The organism is Pontibacter sp. GD13, from assembly GCF_058216355.1.
The window spans coordinates 581,043-598,645 of record NZ_JBYZMQ010000002.1; the positions used below are offsets into that span (position 1 = coordinate 581,043).

12 protein-coding genes are annotated in these 17,603 nt (G+C 50.4%); 5 read left to right on the plus strand and 7 right to left on the minus strand.

The window, feature by feature from the left end; genetic code table 11:
• Complete coding sequence (gene hemF, locus AC4BAN_RS06155; protein ID WP_490563498.1) at positions 1-900, minus strand: oxygen-dependent coproporphyrinogen oxidase; 900 nt, start codon at positions 898-900, stop codon at positions 1-3.
• Between the two features lie 195 nt (positions 901-1,095).
• Here hemF and AC4BAN_RS06160 point away from each other — a divergent pair, with 195 nt between their 5' ends.
• The gene (locus tag AC4BAN_RS06160; protein WP_490563499.1) at positions 1,096-3,174 is read left to right on the plus strand and encodes an alpha-ketoacid dehydrogenase subunit alpha/beta; all 2,079 of its coding nucleotides are present in this window, start codon (positions 1,096-1,098) and stop codon (positions 3,172-3,174) included.
• 103 nt (positions 3,175-3,277) lie between these two features.
• Here the strand turns inward: AC4BAN_RS06160 and AC4BAN_RS06165 are convergent, their stop codons facing one another.
• Both AC4BAN_RS06165 and tamL read right to left on the minus strand, forming a co-directional pair.
• On the minus strand, positions 3,278-5,758 hold the full coding sequence (locus tag AC4BAN_RS06165; RefSeq protein ID WP_490563500.1) for a T9SS type A sorting domain-containing protein: 2,481 nt from the start codon (positions 5,756-5,758) through the stop codon (positions 3,278-3,280).
• Positions 5,759-6,216: 458 nt separating this feature from the next.
• Entirely contained in the window at positions 6,217-8,646 is a 2,430-nt protein-coding gene (gene tamL / locus AC4BAN_RS06170) for a translocation and assembly module lipoprotein TamL (protein WP_490563501.1), read from the minus strand.
• A 14-nt stretch (positions 8,647-8,660) separates the two neighbouring features.
• Between tamL and AC4BAN_RS06175 the strand changes: the two genes are divergently transcribed.
• A complete protein-coding gene (locus AC4BAN_RS06175) occupies positions 8,661-9,413 on the plus strand; it encodes a TrmH family RNA methyltransferase (protein WP_490563502.1) in 753 nt (250 codons plus the stop codon).
• Positions 9,414-9,469: 56 nt separating this feature from the next.
• Here the strand turns inward: AC4BAN_RS06175 and AC4BAN_RS06180 are convergent, their stop codons facing one another.
• The 4 genes from AC4BAN_RS06180 to AC4BAN_RS06195 form a co-directional block, all read right to left on the minus strand.
• Complete coding sequence (locus AC4BAN_RS06180; protein WP_490563503.1) at positions 9,470-10,600, minus strand: porin family protein; 1,131 nt, start codon at positions 10,598-10,600, stop codon at positions 9,470-9,472.
• An 11-nt stretch (positions 10,601-10,611) separates the two neighbouring features.
• Positions 10,612-11,472: a hypothetical protein gene (locus AC4BAN_RS06185; protein ID WP_490563504.1), complete on the minus strand. Its 861-nt coding sequence runs from the start codon at positions 11,470-11,472 to the stop codon at positions 10,612-10,614.
• Positions 11,473-11,487: 15 nt separating this feature from the next.
• Complete coding sequence (locus AC4BAN_RS06190; protein WP_490563505.1) at positions 11,488-12,021, minus strand: RNA polymerase sigma factor; 534 nt, start codon at positions 12,019-12,021, stop codon at positions 11,488-11,490.
• 218 nt (positions 12,022-12,239) lie between these two features.
• A complete protein-coding gene (locus AC4BAN_RS06195; RefSeq protein WP_490563506.1) occupies positions 12,240-12,950 on the minus strand; it encodes an arylesterase in 711 nt (236 codons plus the stop codon).
• 171 nt (positions 12,951-13,121) lie between these two features.
• Here AC4BAN_RS06195 and AC4BAN_RS06200 point away from each other — a divergent pair, with 171 nt between their 5' ends.
• The 3 genes from AC4BAN_RS06200 to AC4BAN_RS06210 all read left to right on the plus strand — a co-directional run bounded on the left by AC4BAN_RS06200 (position 13,122) and on the right by AC4BAN_RS06210 (position 17,479).
• A complete protein-coding gene (locus tag AC4BAN_RS06200) occupies positions 13,122-13,823 on the plus strand; it encodes an ABC transporter ATP-binding protein (protein ID WP_490563507.1) in 702 nt (233 codons plus the stop codon).
• A 47-nt stretch (positions 13,824-13,870) separates the two neighbouring features.
• The gene (locus AC4BAN_RS06205; RefSeq protein ID WP_490563508.1) at positions 13,871-16,450 is read left to right on the plus strand and encodes an ABC transporter permease; all 2,580 of its coding nucleotides are present in this window, start codon (positions 13,871-13,873) and stop codon (positions 16,448-16,450) included.
• A 189-nt stretch (positions 16,451-16,639) separates the two neighbouring features.
• Positions 16,640-17,479 carry an SDR family NAD(P)-dependent oxidoreductase gene (locus AC4BAN_RS06210; RefSeq protein ID WP_490563509.1) on the plus strand — a complete coding sequence of 280 codons (840 nt, stop codon included), beginning with the start codon at positions 16,640-16,642 and terminating at the stop codon, positions 17,477-17,479.
• Positions 17,480-17,603 lie beyond the last annotated feature (124 nt).

Sequence of the window (17,603 nt, forward strand, 5' to 3'; positions counted from 1 at the left end):
TTAGGTTAGGTTTAGCCAGTCAATGTCTTTTTTCAGGTATTGTTGGGTCGTTTCCTCTGCACTGCCTGGCTCCGGGTTAAAGTTATAATGCCAGGAAGCATGGGTGGGCAGGCTCATCAGAATGGACTCGATGCGCCCCTTGGTCAGTAGACCGAATTTTGTGCCCCGGTCGTAAACCAGGTTAAACTCCACATACCGCCCGCGGCGAACGAGCTGCCACTGTTTTTCGCGCGCTCCATAGGGCAAGTTGCGATTATGGTTCAACACAGCCGTGTAAAAGGGGATAAAGGCATAGGCGACATCCTGCACGAAAGCGAACCTGTCTTCCAGGCTTATTTCCGGTGTAGCCATCAGCCTGTCAAAGAAAATGCCCCCCACACCGCGTGTCTCTTCCCGGTGCTCGTTGTAAAAATAATCGTCGGCCCACTTCTTGAACTCAGCGTAGTAGGCAGGGTGGTGTTTGTCGCACACGGCTTTAAGCTGCGTATGGAAAGACCGGGCCTGCGCCTTGTCGAGGTAAATAGGGGTGAGGTCGATGCCGCCGCCGAACCAGGCCTGCCCGTTGCCTGCCTCAAAGTAGCGCACGTTCATGTGGGTTATGGGTATCATGGGGCTGTGCGGATGCATCACCACAGAAACGCCAGTCGCAAAATAGGCCGGGTCGGGCATTTGGAGCATTTTCATGAAGGGCTCGGTGAGTTCCCCCTGCACGGCGGAGAAATTAACGCCCCCTTTTTCCAGCAGGTTTCCGTTCTCAATGACCCTGGATATCCCGCCGCCGCCACTCTCATGGTTCCAGGAATCCGAAGCAAACGCGGCACCCCCGTCGCAGGTCTCCAGGGCCTGGCACAGGTCTTTCTGAAACTGGCGCATGAACGCCTCCACTTTATCTCTAAACATCTTGTTTAAAAAATACTTCTAGAAAGGATACCCGCTTGCCGTTTGTGTTGGCTGGGCTATGCTTAAAAATTCGCTGTGTATCCTTTTATTGTTTACCAAGTACAAAATTACGATTCTGCCGCATTTTGTCGCAGCCATTTCAAATTTTACTTAAAAGCTTAAAATTCGTAAATTCGGGCAAAAGAAACTCAACCTATGTCAAAAGATACCCTGGAAGCTGTTAAGTTAGATATTGACCTGCTTAAAAAGGCTTACCGACTGATGATAACTGCCAAAACCATGGCAGACACCTACGAAGAAAATAAAGCCATTTGCAGCAAGTATGTGCACAGCACCTCGCGTGGACACGAAGCTATTCAGTTGGCTGCAGCACTGCAGCTTAAGTCTTACGATTATGCCTCGCTTTATTACCGCGACGATTCTATTCTGCTCGGTATCGGCATGCAGCCCTATGAACTGATGCTGCAGCTGATGGCAAAGGCCGACGATCCGTTTTCTGGGGGGCGAACCTATTATGGCCACCCTTCTCTGAAGCGGGAAGGATTCCCGATCATCCCGCACCAAAGTTCTGCCACAGGCATGCAGGCTATTCCGGCAACAGGCATGGCGCATGGCGTGGCTTACCTGGAAGGGCAGGGCTTGCTGAAAGGGGAGGATAAGCCGGTGGTGCTTTGCTCGCTGGGGGATGGCTCTGTGACGGAGGGAGAAGTAGCCGAGGCATTTCAAATGGCAGTTTTAAAAGGGCTGCCGATCGTGTACCTGGTGCAGGACAACGACTGGGGTATTTCCGCCACCGGCAAGGAAATGCGGGCCATGGATGCTTATGAGTATGCCGCCGGTTTCAAAGGCATGGAACGCCTGCGCGTGAACGGATCTGACTTTGAGGAATCATATGAAGGCATGCGCGTGGCGTTTGAGTATGCCCGAAAGCTGCGCCGGCCTATACTGGTGCATGCCAAGGTACCGTTGCTGGGCCACCATACGTCGGGAGTCCGGAGGGAGTGGTACCGGGGAGATGACCTCAGCCAGCACGCCCAGGATGACCCGATCCCAAAGCTGCGCCAACTCCTTCTGGACGCAGATGTGAGCCCAGCGGACGTAGAAGCCCTGGAGCTGGAGGCTAACAACACAGTGGCTGCTGATTACCAGCGCGCCCTGGATGCCCCGGTTCCGGAACCCGCCACTTTCGACAAGCATGAGTTTGCACCCACACCCGTTACCGAGGAAAAAGGGGAGCGCACTCCTGCCGGGGCAGAGAAAACCATTATGGTGGATGCCGCCCTGCATGCCGTTGATGATATCTTGCGCAACTACCCGGAAGCATTGTTTTATGGCCAGGATGTGGGAGGAGAGCTTGGAGGCGTATTCAGAGAGGCTGCCTTGCTGGCTAAAAAGTATGGCGATGCGCGCGTGTTCAACACACCGATACAGGAAGCGTACATTGTCGGCTCTACAGCGGGAATGTCCGCTGTAGGTGCCAAGGCCATCGTGGAGATCCAGTTTGCCGACTATATATGGCCTGGCATGAACCAACTGGTAGAGGAGCTATCCAAAAGCTGCTACCTATCTAATGGGCAGTTTCCGATCCAATCGCTGATCCGGGTACCCATTGGGGCTTACGGTGGTGGCGGACCGTACCACTCCGGAAGTATAGAGTCCACGCTGCTTAACATACGGGGCATAAAGGTGGTGTTTCCGAGCAATGCCGCCGACATGAAGGGCCTGATGAAAGCCGCTTTCCTGGACCCTAACCCCGTGGTCATGCTGGAGCACAAGGGTATTTACTGGTCTAAAGTGGCAGGCACCGAGGATGCTAAAACCATAGAGCCCGACGAAGACTATGTGCTGCCGCTTGGCAAGGCGAATGTGGTGCAACAGGCCAGTGAGGAAGCACTGCGCATAGGCAATAGCCTGACCGTGATCACCTACGGCATGGGCGTGTATTGGGCCAAGGCTGCGTCGAAGCAATTTCCGGGCAGCATCGAGATCGTGGACCTGCGCACGCTGAACCCGCTTGATTATGAAACAGTGCGTGCCTCGGTGGAGCGTCACGGAAAAGCCCTGGTGCTAACCGAGGAACCTCTGCAGAACTCCTTTGCTGAATCATTGGCGGGCAGACTCTCCAAAGATTGCTTCCAGAAGCTGGATGCTCCCATCTTTACGCTGGGTGCGGCAAACCTGCCGGCCATACCGCTAAATGTGGAGCTGGAGAAAATGATGCTGCCGAACCCCGATAAAGTGGCCGCAGCGTTAGAAGAGCTACTCAATTATTAAAATATACTACTATATTTTCCCTCTCCTAATGTAAAGGAGGGGGAAAATCCATGCGAGCTTCTTGTCTTCAAACGTGCGGATTTTTCTGGCTTCGGGAAGTTGATTACTGAATAAAAAGTTTGAGAGTTTGGTCCAGATCCAGGCCTCTGAGGCGCAACAAATAGTACCCGGCTGCCAGGGAACCCACATCCAGTCTTTGATCCTCACCTCCCTCCAGCGTTTTAAATTGCATCAATTTGCGCCCATAGGCATCATATACCTCCAACGCATAAAAGCCCTGTTGTAACTGGGTCATATCCAGTTGCACCGATTTTTTGGCCGGATTGGGGTATAGGATAGCTCGGGCGTTTGGCAACTTCCGGACTAACTGTACCATCCTGATACTGCTGTAGCTGTAGTTGGCTTCTAGGTCTACCTGCTTTAAACGATAATATACCGCTCCGCCTTGCGCGTCGTGGTCAATGTAGCTATAGGTTACTTTCTGGCTACTGGTTCCGCTGCCCTTTACCTGGCCGATTTTCACAAATGTTTCTCCATCGGTGCTCCTTTCTATGGCAAAATGATCGTTTTCATGCTCCATAGCCGTGCTCCACCGCAGCATTACGCCCTTCGTACTTTCTAGTGCGGTAAAGAAGCTGAAGCTGACAGGCAGCGTGCCTGGCAAAGGCGACACCCTGATTGAGGTGGTTGAGGTATTGTTGCTGCTGTTTGTATCTGCTTGATCGGTGGATATGGTAGCTGTAGTGGGCCAGTTGCCAACGGTTGTCGCTATAGCCCTGAAAAGCATAACCTGTGACTCCCCAACCTTTAAAGGCACCCCAAGTAGCCAGATGCCTGTATTTTCATCGTAAGTGCCGACAGTCGGCGTAGCGCTCACAAAAGTAAAACCAGGATAAAGCGGGTAATCCACCTGCACGGTTTTGGCGTCGGTTGGGCCATTGTTTTTCACTGTTACCGTAAAGGTGACATAATCGCCCTCATAATAGGTGACCTGAGGCACGGTATTAGTCACCTGTAAATCCGTGGAGCAGTCATACGTAAAAATCAGGCTCTCCTCCTTTGAGAAGGTATAGCCATAGGTCCAGGTGTTGACGGTATACCTGTCGCCATCGTCTGCAGTGGCGCCCCATAAGTGCGCCCCGGTATTGGCGTTTACCCCATTTAACTCCTGCTGCGTAGCCAAGGGAAACTTCGCTACCGGTAAATTACTGTCGTCCCAGTACAACAGGTCGTTTACCGTGCTGGGCACTGGACGCACATTTTCGGATATAAACCCGGAAGCGTTCCCTTCTGCGTCGAACACTGGGAAGTTCATGGGAGAGGTAAAGCTTTTGTAGGTATAGTTCAAAGTTGTTCCGCTCGGTACCACGTTACCATAAGCATCACGGCCATTCCAAATGAGTTGGTTGGTTCCGGCTACAAACGTTTTCTCAATCAGTACATCAGCGGTATTTTTTTTAAAGCCATCCCCGTTTACATCGATCTCCACCTTAAATGTGGAGGAAACCCCTGCATTACTTGTAAAAGCTATGGTGGGCTGATTACCATCACAGATACTTTGGGCGGAGAAGGAAAATTTAGGGTCCGGGGCGCTGGGCCACATTTCCTCGTCAGGGTTATTTACAAAGTTAAGGTATTCAGAATAGTCAGACTGCACCAATTGACTTTTACGTCGCTCCTGAAATGTAGTACCATAGTCTGAAGTTGACCCGAATTGGTTCGTCACAAACCTGAAGCCAAAGGGACGCATGCCGGCCAGGGTAATTTTTTTGACATAATAGGTATTTCCATCCAGTTGATTCGGTATGAGCGGGAAAAAGGCAAATGTTTTGGAAAGAACATTCGCAGAGGCCCCTGCCGTAAAAGACCATTGCTTGGAAAACAACCTGCCCGGCTTTACTATCCCATCCGTTCCCACCACGGTCAGATCCCAGAGGTCGTACCAGCTTTTCTTTACATTTGAGTCTGATATGGCATCTTCCCCTACCTGCGTGAATTCCAGGTAGAAATCCTGTGTCATGCCAGTGGTGTTGGTATAGGACAGTGCATTGTATCCGTTTGTGATGGTTCCGTAATTGGGGCCATTCTGCGCCTCAGCGGGGGTAGCAATAACTCCATACTGTGGCACTGTTTTACCTTTACTGCCTGGTAAAACAGCTAATAGCGTACTTTGGTTAGGGCTTGCCTGGTCGCGTAACAGGGTAGTGGACTGCACCTGCGTGCCTGCTCCGCCTCCATACTTTAATGTGAGGATCAGGTCGCGCTGAGAAATATTAGAGGCATTTGTCTTTATTCTTCTCACACCGTAGTACAGGGTTTCTCCTGCCTTTAACCGAACGTACATGCGGTAATCCTCAATAAAAGAAGCACCTGTCACTGACCAGGTGTTCGGCTTCAGAAAGCCATACGAAATTGTCTGCGTACTGCTGTTGTCATCGTGCTGAAGATATCCTACAGAGGTATTGGCAGTACTGGTAGCCGCATTAGAGGTGGTATTAGGAGTGAGTTGCTTCGAACCTTCGCCCCATACCAAAAGGGGTAAGCACAGGGCAATGCAGATTAGGGTGAGTAAAGGTTGTTTCATAGGGCGCGCTGGATTTACGTAGTGTAATATGGAATGAATTACTGTATGACATTTGTATAATTACATACAGCATATGATAATTCCAATAAGTTTACTAACTTCAATATCCTGCTTAAATTTATAAATTTCCTTTACATAAAGAAGGAAATATTCATTCATATTTAATAAAATAAATTTCTTTTCAGGAAACATTAGGGCGAACGCACATGAGAGCAGGAGGCCTTTCTGAAATTTTATAGGCTTTTCTTTGCTGAATGGAGCTACTGCCTTCTGGCACATTTTGGGAAAATATCAAAAATATAAACCACAGCCTAAAGTATATTAGCAATACACTTTATTTTAAAAGTTCTAAAAATAAACCTATAAAATTAGCGTAGCTACACTAATTAAAATATAATTATTAAGCTGAATGAGAAAAGCAGCATTTACGAGAGGTCCTTTATATGGTAGTTGAATTATTAAAAAGGATAGCCAATGCCAATGTTCAGAGAGGTCTGGTTGTTCCGGGTAAAAATTTGTGAGAACTGAAAGTTATCCAAAACAAATTTACTGCCTGGTGCAGTAGGGTCATACACCTTGGTAGCCAAATCAAAGCGCAGTACCACCACAGAAAGGTCGAAGCGAATGCCAAAGCCCGTACCTACCGCGATCTCCTGGTAAAAGCGGTTCAGGGCAAAGTTAGCCCCCGGTCTACCAGCGTCTTCCTTTAAGAGCCATACGTTTCCGGCATCAACAAACAGAGCCCCGTTTAAGAAACTAAACAGGTTAAAGCGGTATTCGGCGCTGCCCTCCAACAAAACCTCACCGGGCTGTTCGCTAATAAAATCACGTATGGTATCTCCTTCCAGCGTGGAGGTCGCGGAAAAGGACCCAAGCCCTAACCTCCTTGACTGCCATGCGCGCACGCTCGATGCACCGCCGGCGAAAAAGTGCTTGTCGTAGGGCAATACATTGGAAGTAAAAAGGGGGGAGGCCACACCTGTATTGATCCGGTAAGCGAAAACGCGCTGATTGCCCAAAGGGATGTAGCGCCTGTAATCCGGATTCAGCTTGGCATACTGAAACGTGCGCAGATCACCGATATTCACATTTAAACCCAACTGCTGCGAAAGGCCCCCTAGTTCGACAAGCGTACGGAAGTAGCGGGCATTTTTAGACTGCGTAAAGTCGTTGGTATTGTAAATAAAGTTGAATGACATGTAGGAGATGAACGCGCTCTTAAAGCTTTCTGCCAATGACCGGTTCCCGCGGTTGAGGCCGTCCTGATCTAAACGGCGCTGAAAAGCATCGGAAATGCGGCCGACCTGTATAATGTTTAAGTTAACAGGTGAAAAGATGTACTGCATGATGGGCGGCTGTAAAGGCGACCGGGCCTGCTGCCAGATGTAATCAAGGCCGATCTCATAGTTAGAGCGTTGGTATTCCCGTCGGTCTTCGTTGGTGTACCCAGTATAAAAGCGGGTGCGCGGACTTAAATCGGTGAGCAGGCTTTTATTAGTGAAAGGCACCAGGATAACAGGGAAAGATAGCGCCACGTTTCCTCCAAATTCCTTTATGATCACGGTCTGGTCATCGTCGGTGATGCCGATCTGAGCCTCGTAGCCCCCTCTTAACCCAATGTCCAGGTTTTCGGCGCCGCCAAACACATTCCGTACCCTTAACCGAATAGAGGAAAAGGGACCCGGCCTGCGCTCCGTAAAATTCATACCGAGTTCAGTGGTTTCCTGGAATTTTTTGCCCGGAACGGCATTGATGTAGGCGTTCAGCAAATTCAGGGAGTCAGCAGAAGTAGTTACTTTGCGGTACAACACATTATTGAACTGAAATACATCCAGGTTCGACAATTTGCGCTGGGTGGTGGCGGTGCGCAATTGGCTATAGGTCTGGCCCGGGTAAACATCTACTTTCTTATCCAGTATGTCGGTGGCGTATTTGTGTTTATAGGCCAGGTACGCAACGCCATTAAAATTAATGGTGTCACGGGGTATGCCAAACCTGTCTACATCGGTTTTGAAGTATACATTCTGGATGGTGAATACCTTGTGGCTGGCACCCTCATCCGGGTTTTGAATGATGGTCTTAACTTGAGCTGTGTAGGGAGCAAAACTGGTATCGACCTCAAACTCGATGTAAGCCCGGGCAAAATCGTAGTAGCCCCTGTTCTTGAGCAGGTTGTAGAGCCTGTCCCGTTCCTGGCTCAGCTGTTCCTCGTCGTAAACAGCACCTGGCTGCAACAGCGACCTGGCGGCTTGCTGCTGCACGATTCGAGCGATAGCGGTATCCGGGATGGAATAACTTAAATCGGCATAGCGATAGGGGGTGTTTTCTGCGATGTTGATGGTGACGGTGACCAGTTTCTCATCGGCTACCTCTTTCGAATAGCTTACCTGGTTGTTAAAAAACCCCTTCGAGTTCAGGTAAATACTGATCTGATCCTGAGTACGCGCCATCGCCAGGGAGTCGTAGATGGCGGGCGGCTCGCCAAGCTGCATGACAAAATTACCCTCTTTCTTTTTTGTCTGCAAGCGCTCTATGCGGCTATCGAATTTGCTGCGCAGTTTCTGCACTTTAGTCGAGTCGGTACCGGCCTCAGCAATTTTCTGTTTTTGCATGGCTTGCTGTGCCTCTATTTTTTGTTGTATCTTAAGTGGGTCGTAAAACTTTTTGCCAAAATTGTAGAGTGCCAGGTAAGGGGCAGAGCCGAACACCAACCGGTTTGGCTGCTGTTGGTAAAGTGCCTGAATAGCAACCGGATCAACCTTGTCTAGCCCCACGGGCTGGATGCCCACTAACAGCTTTTCGTCCTTGCCCAGGTACTTGGTAGGAATGCAGCCAGCCAGGCCGATAATTGTAAATGCTAAGGCGTATATGTATACTCGTGCTCTCAAACGTTTATCCAGCTATGTTATCTAAAGCTTTAATTAAATACATTAACTCGCTGCAAGTAAAAAAATACCGCAACCAACACCAAGCCTTTGTGGTGGAGGGAGCTAAAAGCGTGCTGGAGTTGCTTCGTTCTGACTTCGAACTAGAACATTTATTTGTCACGGATTCCTTTTACAGCCAACATACCGAAACACTGCAGAAAGGTTTTAGGTACGAGATCGTGGATGAGCCTGACCTGGTAAAAGCCGGCACCTTTTCCAGTAACAACGCTGGCCTGGCCATAGCACGCATGCGCAAGTTACCGCATCTTAAGCTAAATTCAACAGACTTTGTGATCGCACTCGACGATATACGGGACCCGGGAAACCTGGGGACGATTATTCGGATTGCCGACTGGTACGGCATAAAGCATGTGATTTGCTCCGAATCCTGCGCAGATTTTTACAACCCTAAGGTTATTGCTGCAACCATGGGCTCCTTTACCAGGGTACAGGTACACTACGTTGACCTGCCGTTATGGCTTGCAGAGCACAGGGCGCCGTTTAAAATATTCGGGGCCTCGTTGCACGGAAAAAACCTGCACACCATGCGCCTGAAGCCCGAAGGCATTCTGGTGCTGGGCAACGAAGCGAACGGCATTCGGCCTGAAGTGGCTGCCAAAGTTAACCAACTCATTAAGATACCTGCCTTTGGTAAGGCTGAATCGTTGAACGTGGCGACGGCAACCGCCATTATCGTGGATAATTTTATGCGCGGTTTGGCTTCATAAAAAAAGGAGGAGCCATAACAGCTCCTCCTTTTACTCACTTTCACACAGACACTACATTAGTTCAGCAACCTGATCCCGAAGCTTACCACATTCGTTTGGGGACCGCGGTTCTCCTTGAAAAGGTCGTTCATGTTATACTTCACGAACAGATCCAGGCCCCCATACCCTATTACTCCTTCCAACCCGTACTGAAAATCGCTTAGGTTGTAATTATCGCGGGTTTTATCTTTCTCTGAGCGGCTACCTTCCTCATACTTCAGTTTGGTATGGCTGCCCAGTCGATACCCTGCAAAGCCGCCAGCCCCAATTTTAAATCCGTCCTTCCCGTTTTCGCGTTTAAACATAAGCATGGGTATTATGGGAATGTTTACGGAAGAATGCGTCAGTTTTGTTTTTTCGAAAGTCCGGTCCGTCGCCATCAGAAAACTTGTTACATTATTGTTGTCTGATACTATAATATCGTCGTCGAACATGTAATTGTTAAAAGCAAACTCCAGGCCTGATACCAGGTAAAAAGGGCTCTTACGACCACCCAACTGTGAGTTAAGGTGCATGTTCAGGCTCACGTAGCGGGAACCAAGCGGCTTCAGGTCCGGCACCTGTCCGCCATCCGAATCAGTGAAGTTGTTCAGGCCAAGGTCTACGTCGAAATTAAACTGCGATGCCTTGTAATGGGTTTCTTTATAGGCCTCACGGGTGCTGTCACGCTCAGCCTTATCCGGCACCTTCACGTTTACTTTCGTGTCGTCGCCGCCCTCTTCCACCTCTACATTTATTTTAAAGGTCTTGTTGATGCGTATCTCGTGGCGCTCAGTTTTCGGTTCACCTTTTTTGGAGGGATCCTCTTGTACAGTTACTGTTATTTGCTCTGTTTTGCCATCAACGGCTTTTGATTTGTTAAACGTAACCACCATGTCCTTTGACTTCTGGTTGGTGTTCTCCATCTGGTCAACACGCTCCACATACTGGTTGAGTTCACGCATTAGGGAGTCTAGGCTATAGTGCTGAAAGGCCTGCAATTGCTGAATATTCTGTAGCTGCAGGATCAGTTTGGCGCCATTTGCCATCTTTACCACAATGGTATCCTGGTTGGGTTGCAAGCGCTCTGCAATGGTAGGGCCGCTTTTAGCAGACACACCGGTAGCGGCGGCCATGAAAATGGCCATGATTAGTAGTACTCGTTTCATGATCTTAAGAGTTAGAGATTAATTACTTTCGATAGTTTTCTGTTTCCGATCTGGGTTTCCAGCGCAACTTTATCCGCACGGATGCCGAGGGCCTGTAACTCGACTTCTTCGCCGTTTGCCAGGTTGCGCACCTGCTTAAAAATGTTCTTGGCGAGCTTGGTTTTTTTAGTAAAGCCACTCGGCTCACTTTCTGGCTCTGCCTGGGCCGCATGGGGGGCACCGCCACGCTTGAATATAATTTCGACAGGCTCTGCATTCAGGTTAGCGTTTCTGGCAGTGTTAACTGCCAGGGCAGCTGCTGTAGCACCTTCTGCAGTTACAGGCTTGTCAGTTTGGGTGCTGTTGGCAATGGCCTGCTGCACAGTTGCCTTCGGTTTTTCGGCGGCCTCTGCTTGGGCGGTATGCCGTGGCGCCGATGCCTTTACCGCTTTCGCGATGGCGGCGGGTTTACTTTCCGCTTCTGTAGGGGTAGATGCAGCCGGAGTGGTGCTGGTTGCCTGAACCTCCGATTTATTTTCAGGGATCGCATCATGCGCTACAGTAGCAGCGGGTACAGGTTGCGACAGTACCGGTGTTTCTGTAATTACAGGCTGCTCGGCCTTGACAATGTGCTCGTTAACCTCCGGTGTAGTTTTGATATTGTAGAAGACAACGCCAACCGTAAGCAGCAAAGACAAGGTAGCTGCTACAGAAGAGTAAAGCCACATAAAGGTTTTCCTCTCTTCCTTTGCCTTTTTTGCAAATGGCAGTTGTTCCTGCGGCATTTCATCCTCCAACCTATCCTGTAGTCGACTCCACAGATCAGCGCGGGGCGTGGGGGCAGCGTTGCCTACACGCTCCCGAAATATTTTGTCTATGTCTTCTGGTTTCATGGTTTCCTCCTTTAATTAAACGGCAATAGCGTTTTGTCCTTCTAAACGGCGTTGCAACATGGCGCGCGCCTTACTTAGCTGCGATTTAGATGTTCCTTCGGTAATGCCCAGCATATCTGCAATTTCTTTATGTGCGTAACCTTCGATGGCATAGAGGTTAAAAACCGCCCTGTAACCGGCAGGCAAGGCATGCAGAAGTTCCATCAGTTCTCCCTCCGCCAGGTCATGATCTGCTTTGCTGCCTCCTGCCACCTGAATGTGACTGTCGTCGATGGCCAGGTGCAGGGGTTCTTTTTTTCGTAGAAAGCCCAGCGCCTCGTTTACCATGATGCGCCGCACCCAACCTTCAAAACTTCCTTTGGCCTCAAACTTCCCGATGTGCTTATAGATCTTCATAAACCCGTTCAGTAAGGCCTCCTCGGCATCCATCTCGTTTTTCAGGTAACGCAGACAAACCCCAAACATCGGCGAAGCATATCGCTCGTAAAGCGCCTTCTGCGCTTTACTGTCAGCTTTCTGACACCCTGCTATTAACTCGGACTCTGACACGCTGTGTAATATTTTATCAAATTATCTGTTTATGATCCGGTAAAACCCAAAGCTGAAAACTGCTTTGTACCCTTTAGATGCCCCTTTGCCCAAGTAGGTTGCCTGAGCAAGTATAAATTTCTAGAAAATTTACTACACAGCGCTGCCCTATACTATAACATTTTGATTATTAGCTAAATAAATTCTTAAGTAACTAACGACACGGCAGCATGAAAGACTTAAAGTTTAGCCTTTGCTTCCAGCATGTCATCCAAAACAGTCCAGACATTGTTGGCCAGAATCTTTTGTCCTGCAACCGTAGGGTGTATGCCGTCGGCCTGGTTCAGCTCCCGGTTCCCGGCTACCCCTTCCAGCAGAAAAGGGATCAGCGCCACGTTTTCTTCCGCTGCCAATCGGGTGAACACCTCCTTAAAGTTGGTGGCGTACTTCAGGCCCATGTTGGGGGGAATCTGCATGCCGGCCAGGATGATCTTCGTGTCCGGGTTTTTCTCCCGGACGCGCTGAATGATGGCCTGCAGGTTTTTATAGGTCTCTTCGGGTGCGATGCCGCGCAAACCATCATTTGCCCCCAGCTCCAGCACGAAAACATCCACGGGCTGCTTTAACAGCCAGCTGATCCTGCTTTTCCCGCCAGCCGTGGTTTCACCGCTCACCCCGGCATTAACCACCTTATAAGGGAGTCCTAATGAATCGATTCGCTGCTGAATGAGCGCCGGAAAGGCCTGATCGGGCTCCAATCCGTAACCTGCTGTCAGGCTGTTGCCGAAAAACAGTATTGTTTTCGTATCCGTATGCTTAACGGCTTTGTCAGCTGCCTTTTCAGCCGTTGTGTGGGTTGCGCCATTAGTATCGGCTTTCTCCACATCGCCACAACTATAAAGCGTACAAATTGCGGCAGTGCAGATCGCTAAAATATTTGTCTTTGACATCAGTTTTATACTTAGTTTCTTAAATTTATACGGTGTTGGGAAGGCAATTACATACTTTACAGAAAATACGGCGCTAAGGCTGCCTCCCGCTACCATTAAACTATAACTCAACCAGGCGGTTTAATGGTTTTAAGGCGCAAGTAACAAATATATTCACTTTAATAACTATCTGTGTCCACGATACTAGCAGTTCAGCAACTTCAGAAAACCTACCATAGCGGCGATAAACCGCTAACCGTGCTTCAGGGAATTAACTTCAGCCTACAAGCCGGGGACACCTGTGCGATCGTCGGCCCCTCGGGGAGTGGTAAAACCACGCTGCTGGGCCTTTGCGCCGGCCTGGACAGAGCCACCGCTGGTTCAGTAATACTCAATAACATTAAACTGGATAACCTTTCGGAAGATGCCCGGGCGCAGGTGCGCAACCAGTATGTGGGGTTTATCTTCCAGAACTTCCAGCTGATCCCGACACTTACCGCGCTGGAAAACGTGATGGTGCCGCTGGAGCTGCGCGGGGAGCGCCATGTCAGGAGCCAGGCCCTGGAGTTGCTTTCTAGGGTCGGCCTGGCGGACCGGCACGATCATTATCCTACCCAACTTTCGGGGGGAGAGCAACAGCGCGTGTCGCTGGCCCGCGCTTTTTCCAACAAGCCCGCCATATTGTTTGCCGACGAGCCCACCGGTAACCTGGATGATGAAACGGGGCAACGCGTGGAGCAGCTCTTGTTCGACCTGAACCGGGAAGCAGGCACCACGCTGGTGCTGGTAACCCACGACCTGGAGCTTGCCGAGAAGACCGACCGCATCATCCGAATAAAAGGAGGCACGGTACTATCTGATGACAGGATACAGCTGGAAGGCAAGTGGGAATAGTACCAGGTTGCCAGCTGAAGAAATTATCATACTTTAAATAAGCCGCTTTGTCCGACATCATTATTCGCCCTGCTATAAAGAGACCCCTGAACTTGCACTGGCTGCTTAAAATGGCCTGGCGCGATAGCCGCCGTAACCGGGGCAGGCTGGCCTTGTTTATCTCTTCCATTGTGTTGGGGATTGCCGCCCTGGTCGCCATCAACTCCTTTTCTGATAACCTGCGCACAGACATCGACAAACAGGCAAAATCGCTTATCGGGGCCGACCTGGTCATTGCCTCTAACAAGGAGATTGACCCCAAGATGCAGCTTTTACTGGACTCCATTGGTCTGGGCGGGGACAGGTCTGATGAGGTGCGCTTCGTTTCGATGGTCCTTTTTGAGGCCTCGCAAGGCACACGCCTGGTGCAGGTGCGCGCACTGGAAGAAGGCGGCTTTCCGTATTATGGGGCGATAGAGACCGAGCCTGCGAGCGCCAGCCGCACTTTTCGGAGCGAGGGCAGAAAAGCGCTCGTGGACAACACCTTGTTGTTGCAGTTTAACACCAAACCCGGCGACTCCATCAAAGTCGGGAACCAGACCTTTGAGATTGCCGGGGCCTTGCACAAGATTCCGGGGCAATCGGCTATGACGGCCACCATTGCCCCGGCAGTCTACATTCCGCGCAAGTATCTGGATGAAACGGGCCTGATGCAGCGCGGAAGCCGCATCAGTTACTACCAGTACTACAAGCTACCCCTGAAAACTGACCCTGATGCCCTGGTAAAAAAGCTGGAACCTAGGCTGGAGGAAGCAGGATTTGGCTACGACACCATCGAGAGCCGCAAAAAGAGTACCGGCAAATCGTATGAGGACCTGGCCCGTTTTCTGGCGCTTGTAGGCTTTGTGGCCTTGCTTCTGGGGTGCGTGGGCGTTGCCAGTGCGGTACACATTTACATCCGTGAGAAGCTGCCTACCATTGGTGTACTACGGTGCCTGGGCATGAGCGGGAAACAGGCCTTTCTGGTGTACCTGTTCCAGGTGATGGCCATGGGCATTATCGGATCTATCGTGGGCGCTGTGCTCGGGAGCCTGATACAGCTGTACCTGCCCGAGTTGTTTAAAACGTTTCTCCCTGTGGAGGTTACCGTCGCTGTTTCCTGGCCGGCTATTTTGCAGGGCATTGCCATTGGCTTGATCGTGGCTGTTTTGTTTGCCTTGCTCCCTTTGCTTGCTATCCGTAATGTTTCGCCGCTCATTACCCTCCGGGCCAGCGTGGAGCCAACCGCCGGGGGGCAGGACAAGTGGCGCTGGGTGGTATACCTTTTCATTTTAGGCTTTATTTTCGTGTTCAGTTACTTTCAGCTCGGCACCTGGCTGCAGGCCCTGGTTTTTACAGCGGGTGTTCTGGTGGCCTTTGTAGTGCTGGCCTTGATAGCGCGGCTCATGATGTGGTTTGTCAGGCGCTTTTTTCCGGTGGGCTGGGGCTACGTGTGGCGCCAGAGCCTGGCTAATTTGTACCGGCCCAACAATCAAACGCTGCTTCTCACGGTATCCATCGGATTAGGCACCGCGCTGATTGCCACCCTCTTCCTGATGCAGCGCATCTTGCTCAGCGAAGTGGCTTTTGCCGGGAGCGAGAACCAACCGAACCTGGTGCTGTTTGATATTCAGAGTGCCCAGAAAGAGGCCATTACGCAGTTTACGCGCGAGCAGGGGCTGCCCATCATTCAATCAGTTCCGGTGGTGTCGATGCGCGTGGAGGAGATTAAAGGGCTTACCGCTGCTGATGTGCGGAAAGACACCACGCTCGGCATACCCGACTGGACCTTTACGCGCGAATACCGCGTCACCTACCGCGATTCCCTCATCAACTCAGAGAAAAGCGTGGAAGGCACCTGGCAGGGCAAAGTAACGGACCCGAATGCACCCGTACCTATTTCCGTTGAAGAGGATTATGCAGCGCGATTAAAAGTAGGCATCGGCGATACAATGGTCTTTAATGTGCAGGGGGCTATGGTGACAACGGTAGTGGCAAACTTACGGGAGGTGGAATGGAACAGGGTTCAGACCAATTTCCTGGTCCTCTTTCCAGAAGGCGTGCTAGAGGAGGCCCCACAGTTCCATGTCATCATGACCCGCACAGAAACAGATAAGCAGGCGGCACAGTTTCAGCAGTCCCTGGTGCGGCAGTTCCCGAATGTGTCCGCTATAGATCTTGGCCTGATTCTGGAAACCCTGGATGATATTTTGGGAAAGATATCCTTTGTGATCCGCTTTATGGCCCTCTTTAGCATCAGCACAGGCTTGTTGGTTCTGATCGGGTCGATTAATAACAGTAAATACCAGCGGGTGCAGGAAAGTGTACTACTGCGAACTTTGGGGGCAAGCCGCAAGCAGATCTTAAGCATCAACGCCTTTGAGTACCTGTTACTGGGCGCCCTGGCTGCCGGCACTGGCGTTATACTGGCCGTGGGGGCAAGCTGGGCCTTAGCCGTATTTAGCTTTGAGGTAGCCTTTGTGCCGGACCTCACACCACTTATCCCGGTCTTCTTTGGCATTACGATCTTAACTGTTTTTATCGGCATGCTAAACAGCCGGGGCATTCTCAACAGGCCACCCCTGGAGGTACTCAGGAGAGAAGCTTAGGCCGGCTTTATACCTGGGCGCTCGCAGTGTGCTTATACTTGAACCCTGAACAGTATTTTCCCTTTGCTGCAGCTGATGGCAGCCATGATTTTAAGGGCTTTAATATGGGTTACCTGGTAACCTATCGCCGGCTGGCAAGGTACATATAGAAACCTGTTTGCCAATTCTGGCAAGCTTGCCACTTTAACTATGAAAACAATGAAAGAGGAAAACAAAGGAAAGACAGTACTTATTACCGGCGCCTCCAACGGGTTCGGGATGGAATTCGCGAAGTTATTTGCAAAGGATGGCTACAACCTGATTCTGGTGGCGCGCAGCAAAGAACGCCTTCGTAAACTGGGGCATCAGTTACAGGAAGAACACCAACTGGAACATGTCTGCATCATCACCTCCGACCTTTCCAGGCCGGATGCGGCACGGGAAGTATACCATGAAGTAAAAAAGAGCGGAATCCATGTGGATGTGCTCATCAACAATGCCGGGGCAGGTGTGCATGGCTTCTTTGATGAAACGGACCTGGACAGAGAGAAAGCGATCATGCAGCTTAACATGGTCACCCCGGTGGAGCTCACCAAACTTTTCCTGCAGGACATGAAAAGAATGAATGCAGGTAAAATCCTGAACCTGGCTTCAGTGGTGTCGTTTATGCCCTCACCCCTGATGACGATCTACGGCGCGACCAAAGCCTTTATGCTATCCTTTTCGGAAGCGCTCACTAACGAACTGAAGGATACCGGTATCACTGTAACGGCACTTTGCCCAGGTGCCAGCAACACGATGTTCTTCAGAAGGGCAGGAGCCGCCCACACCCGGGCCGCCAACGGAAGCCTTTCAGAACCAGAGGAAGTGGCCAAGGATGGGTACGATGCCCTGATGCACGGGGAATCGAGGATCGTATCGGGCCTGAAAAACAAAATGCAGACCACCGGTTCCAACATCATGTCTGATATGGCGCTGGCATCTACCATGCGCCACATGATGGAAGACGAAGAAGATGGGGCACAAAAGCCTGAAGAAAGTAAATTGTAGAAATGTAAATAACTAGAAAAGCTGGGCCCGCTAAACGAATAGCGGGCCCAGCTTTTTTAAGGCCTAAAACAAAAGAAGGGATCTTTATAGATCCCTTCTTAATGGGCATAGACAACAAATGCCA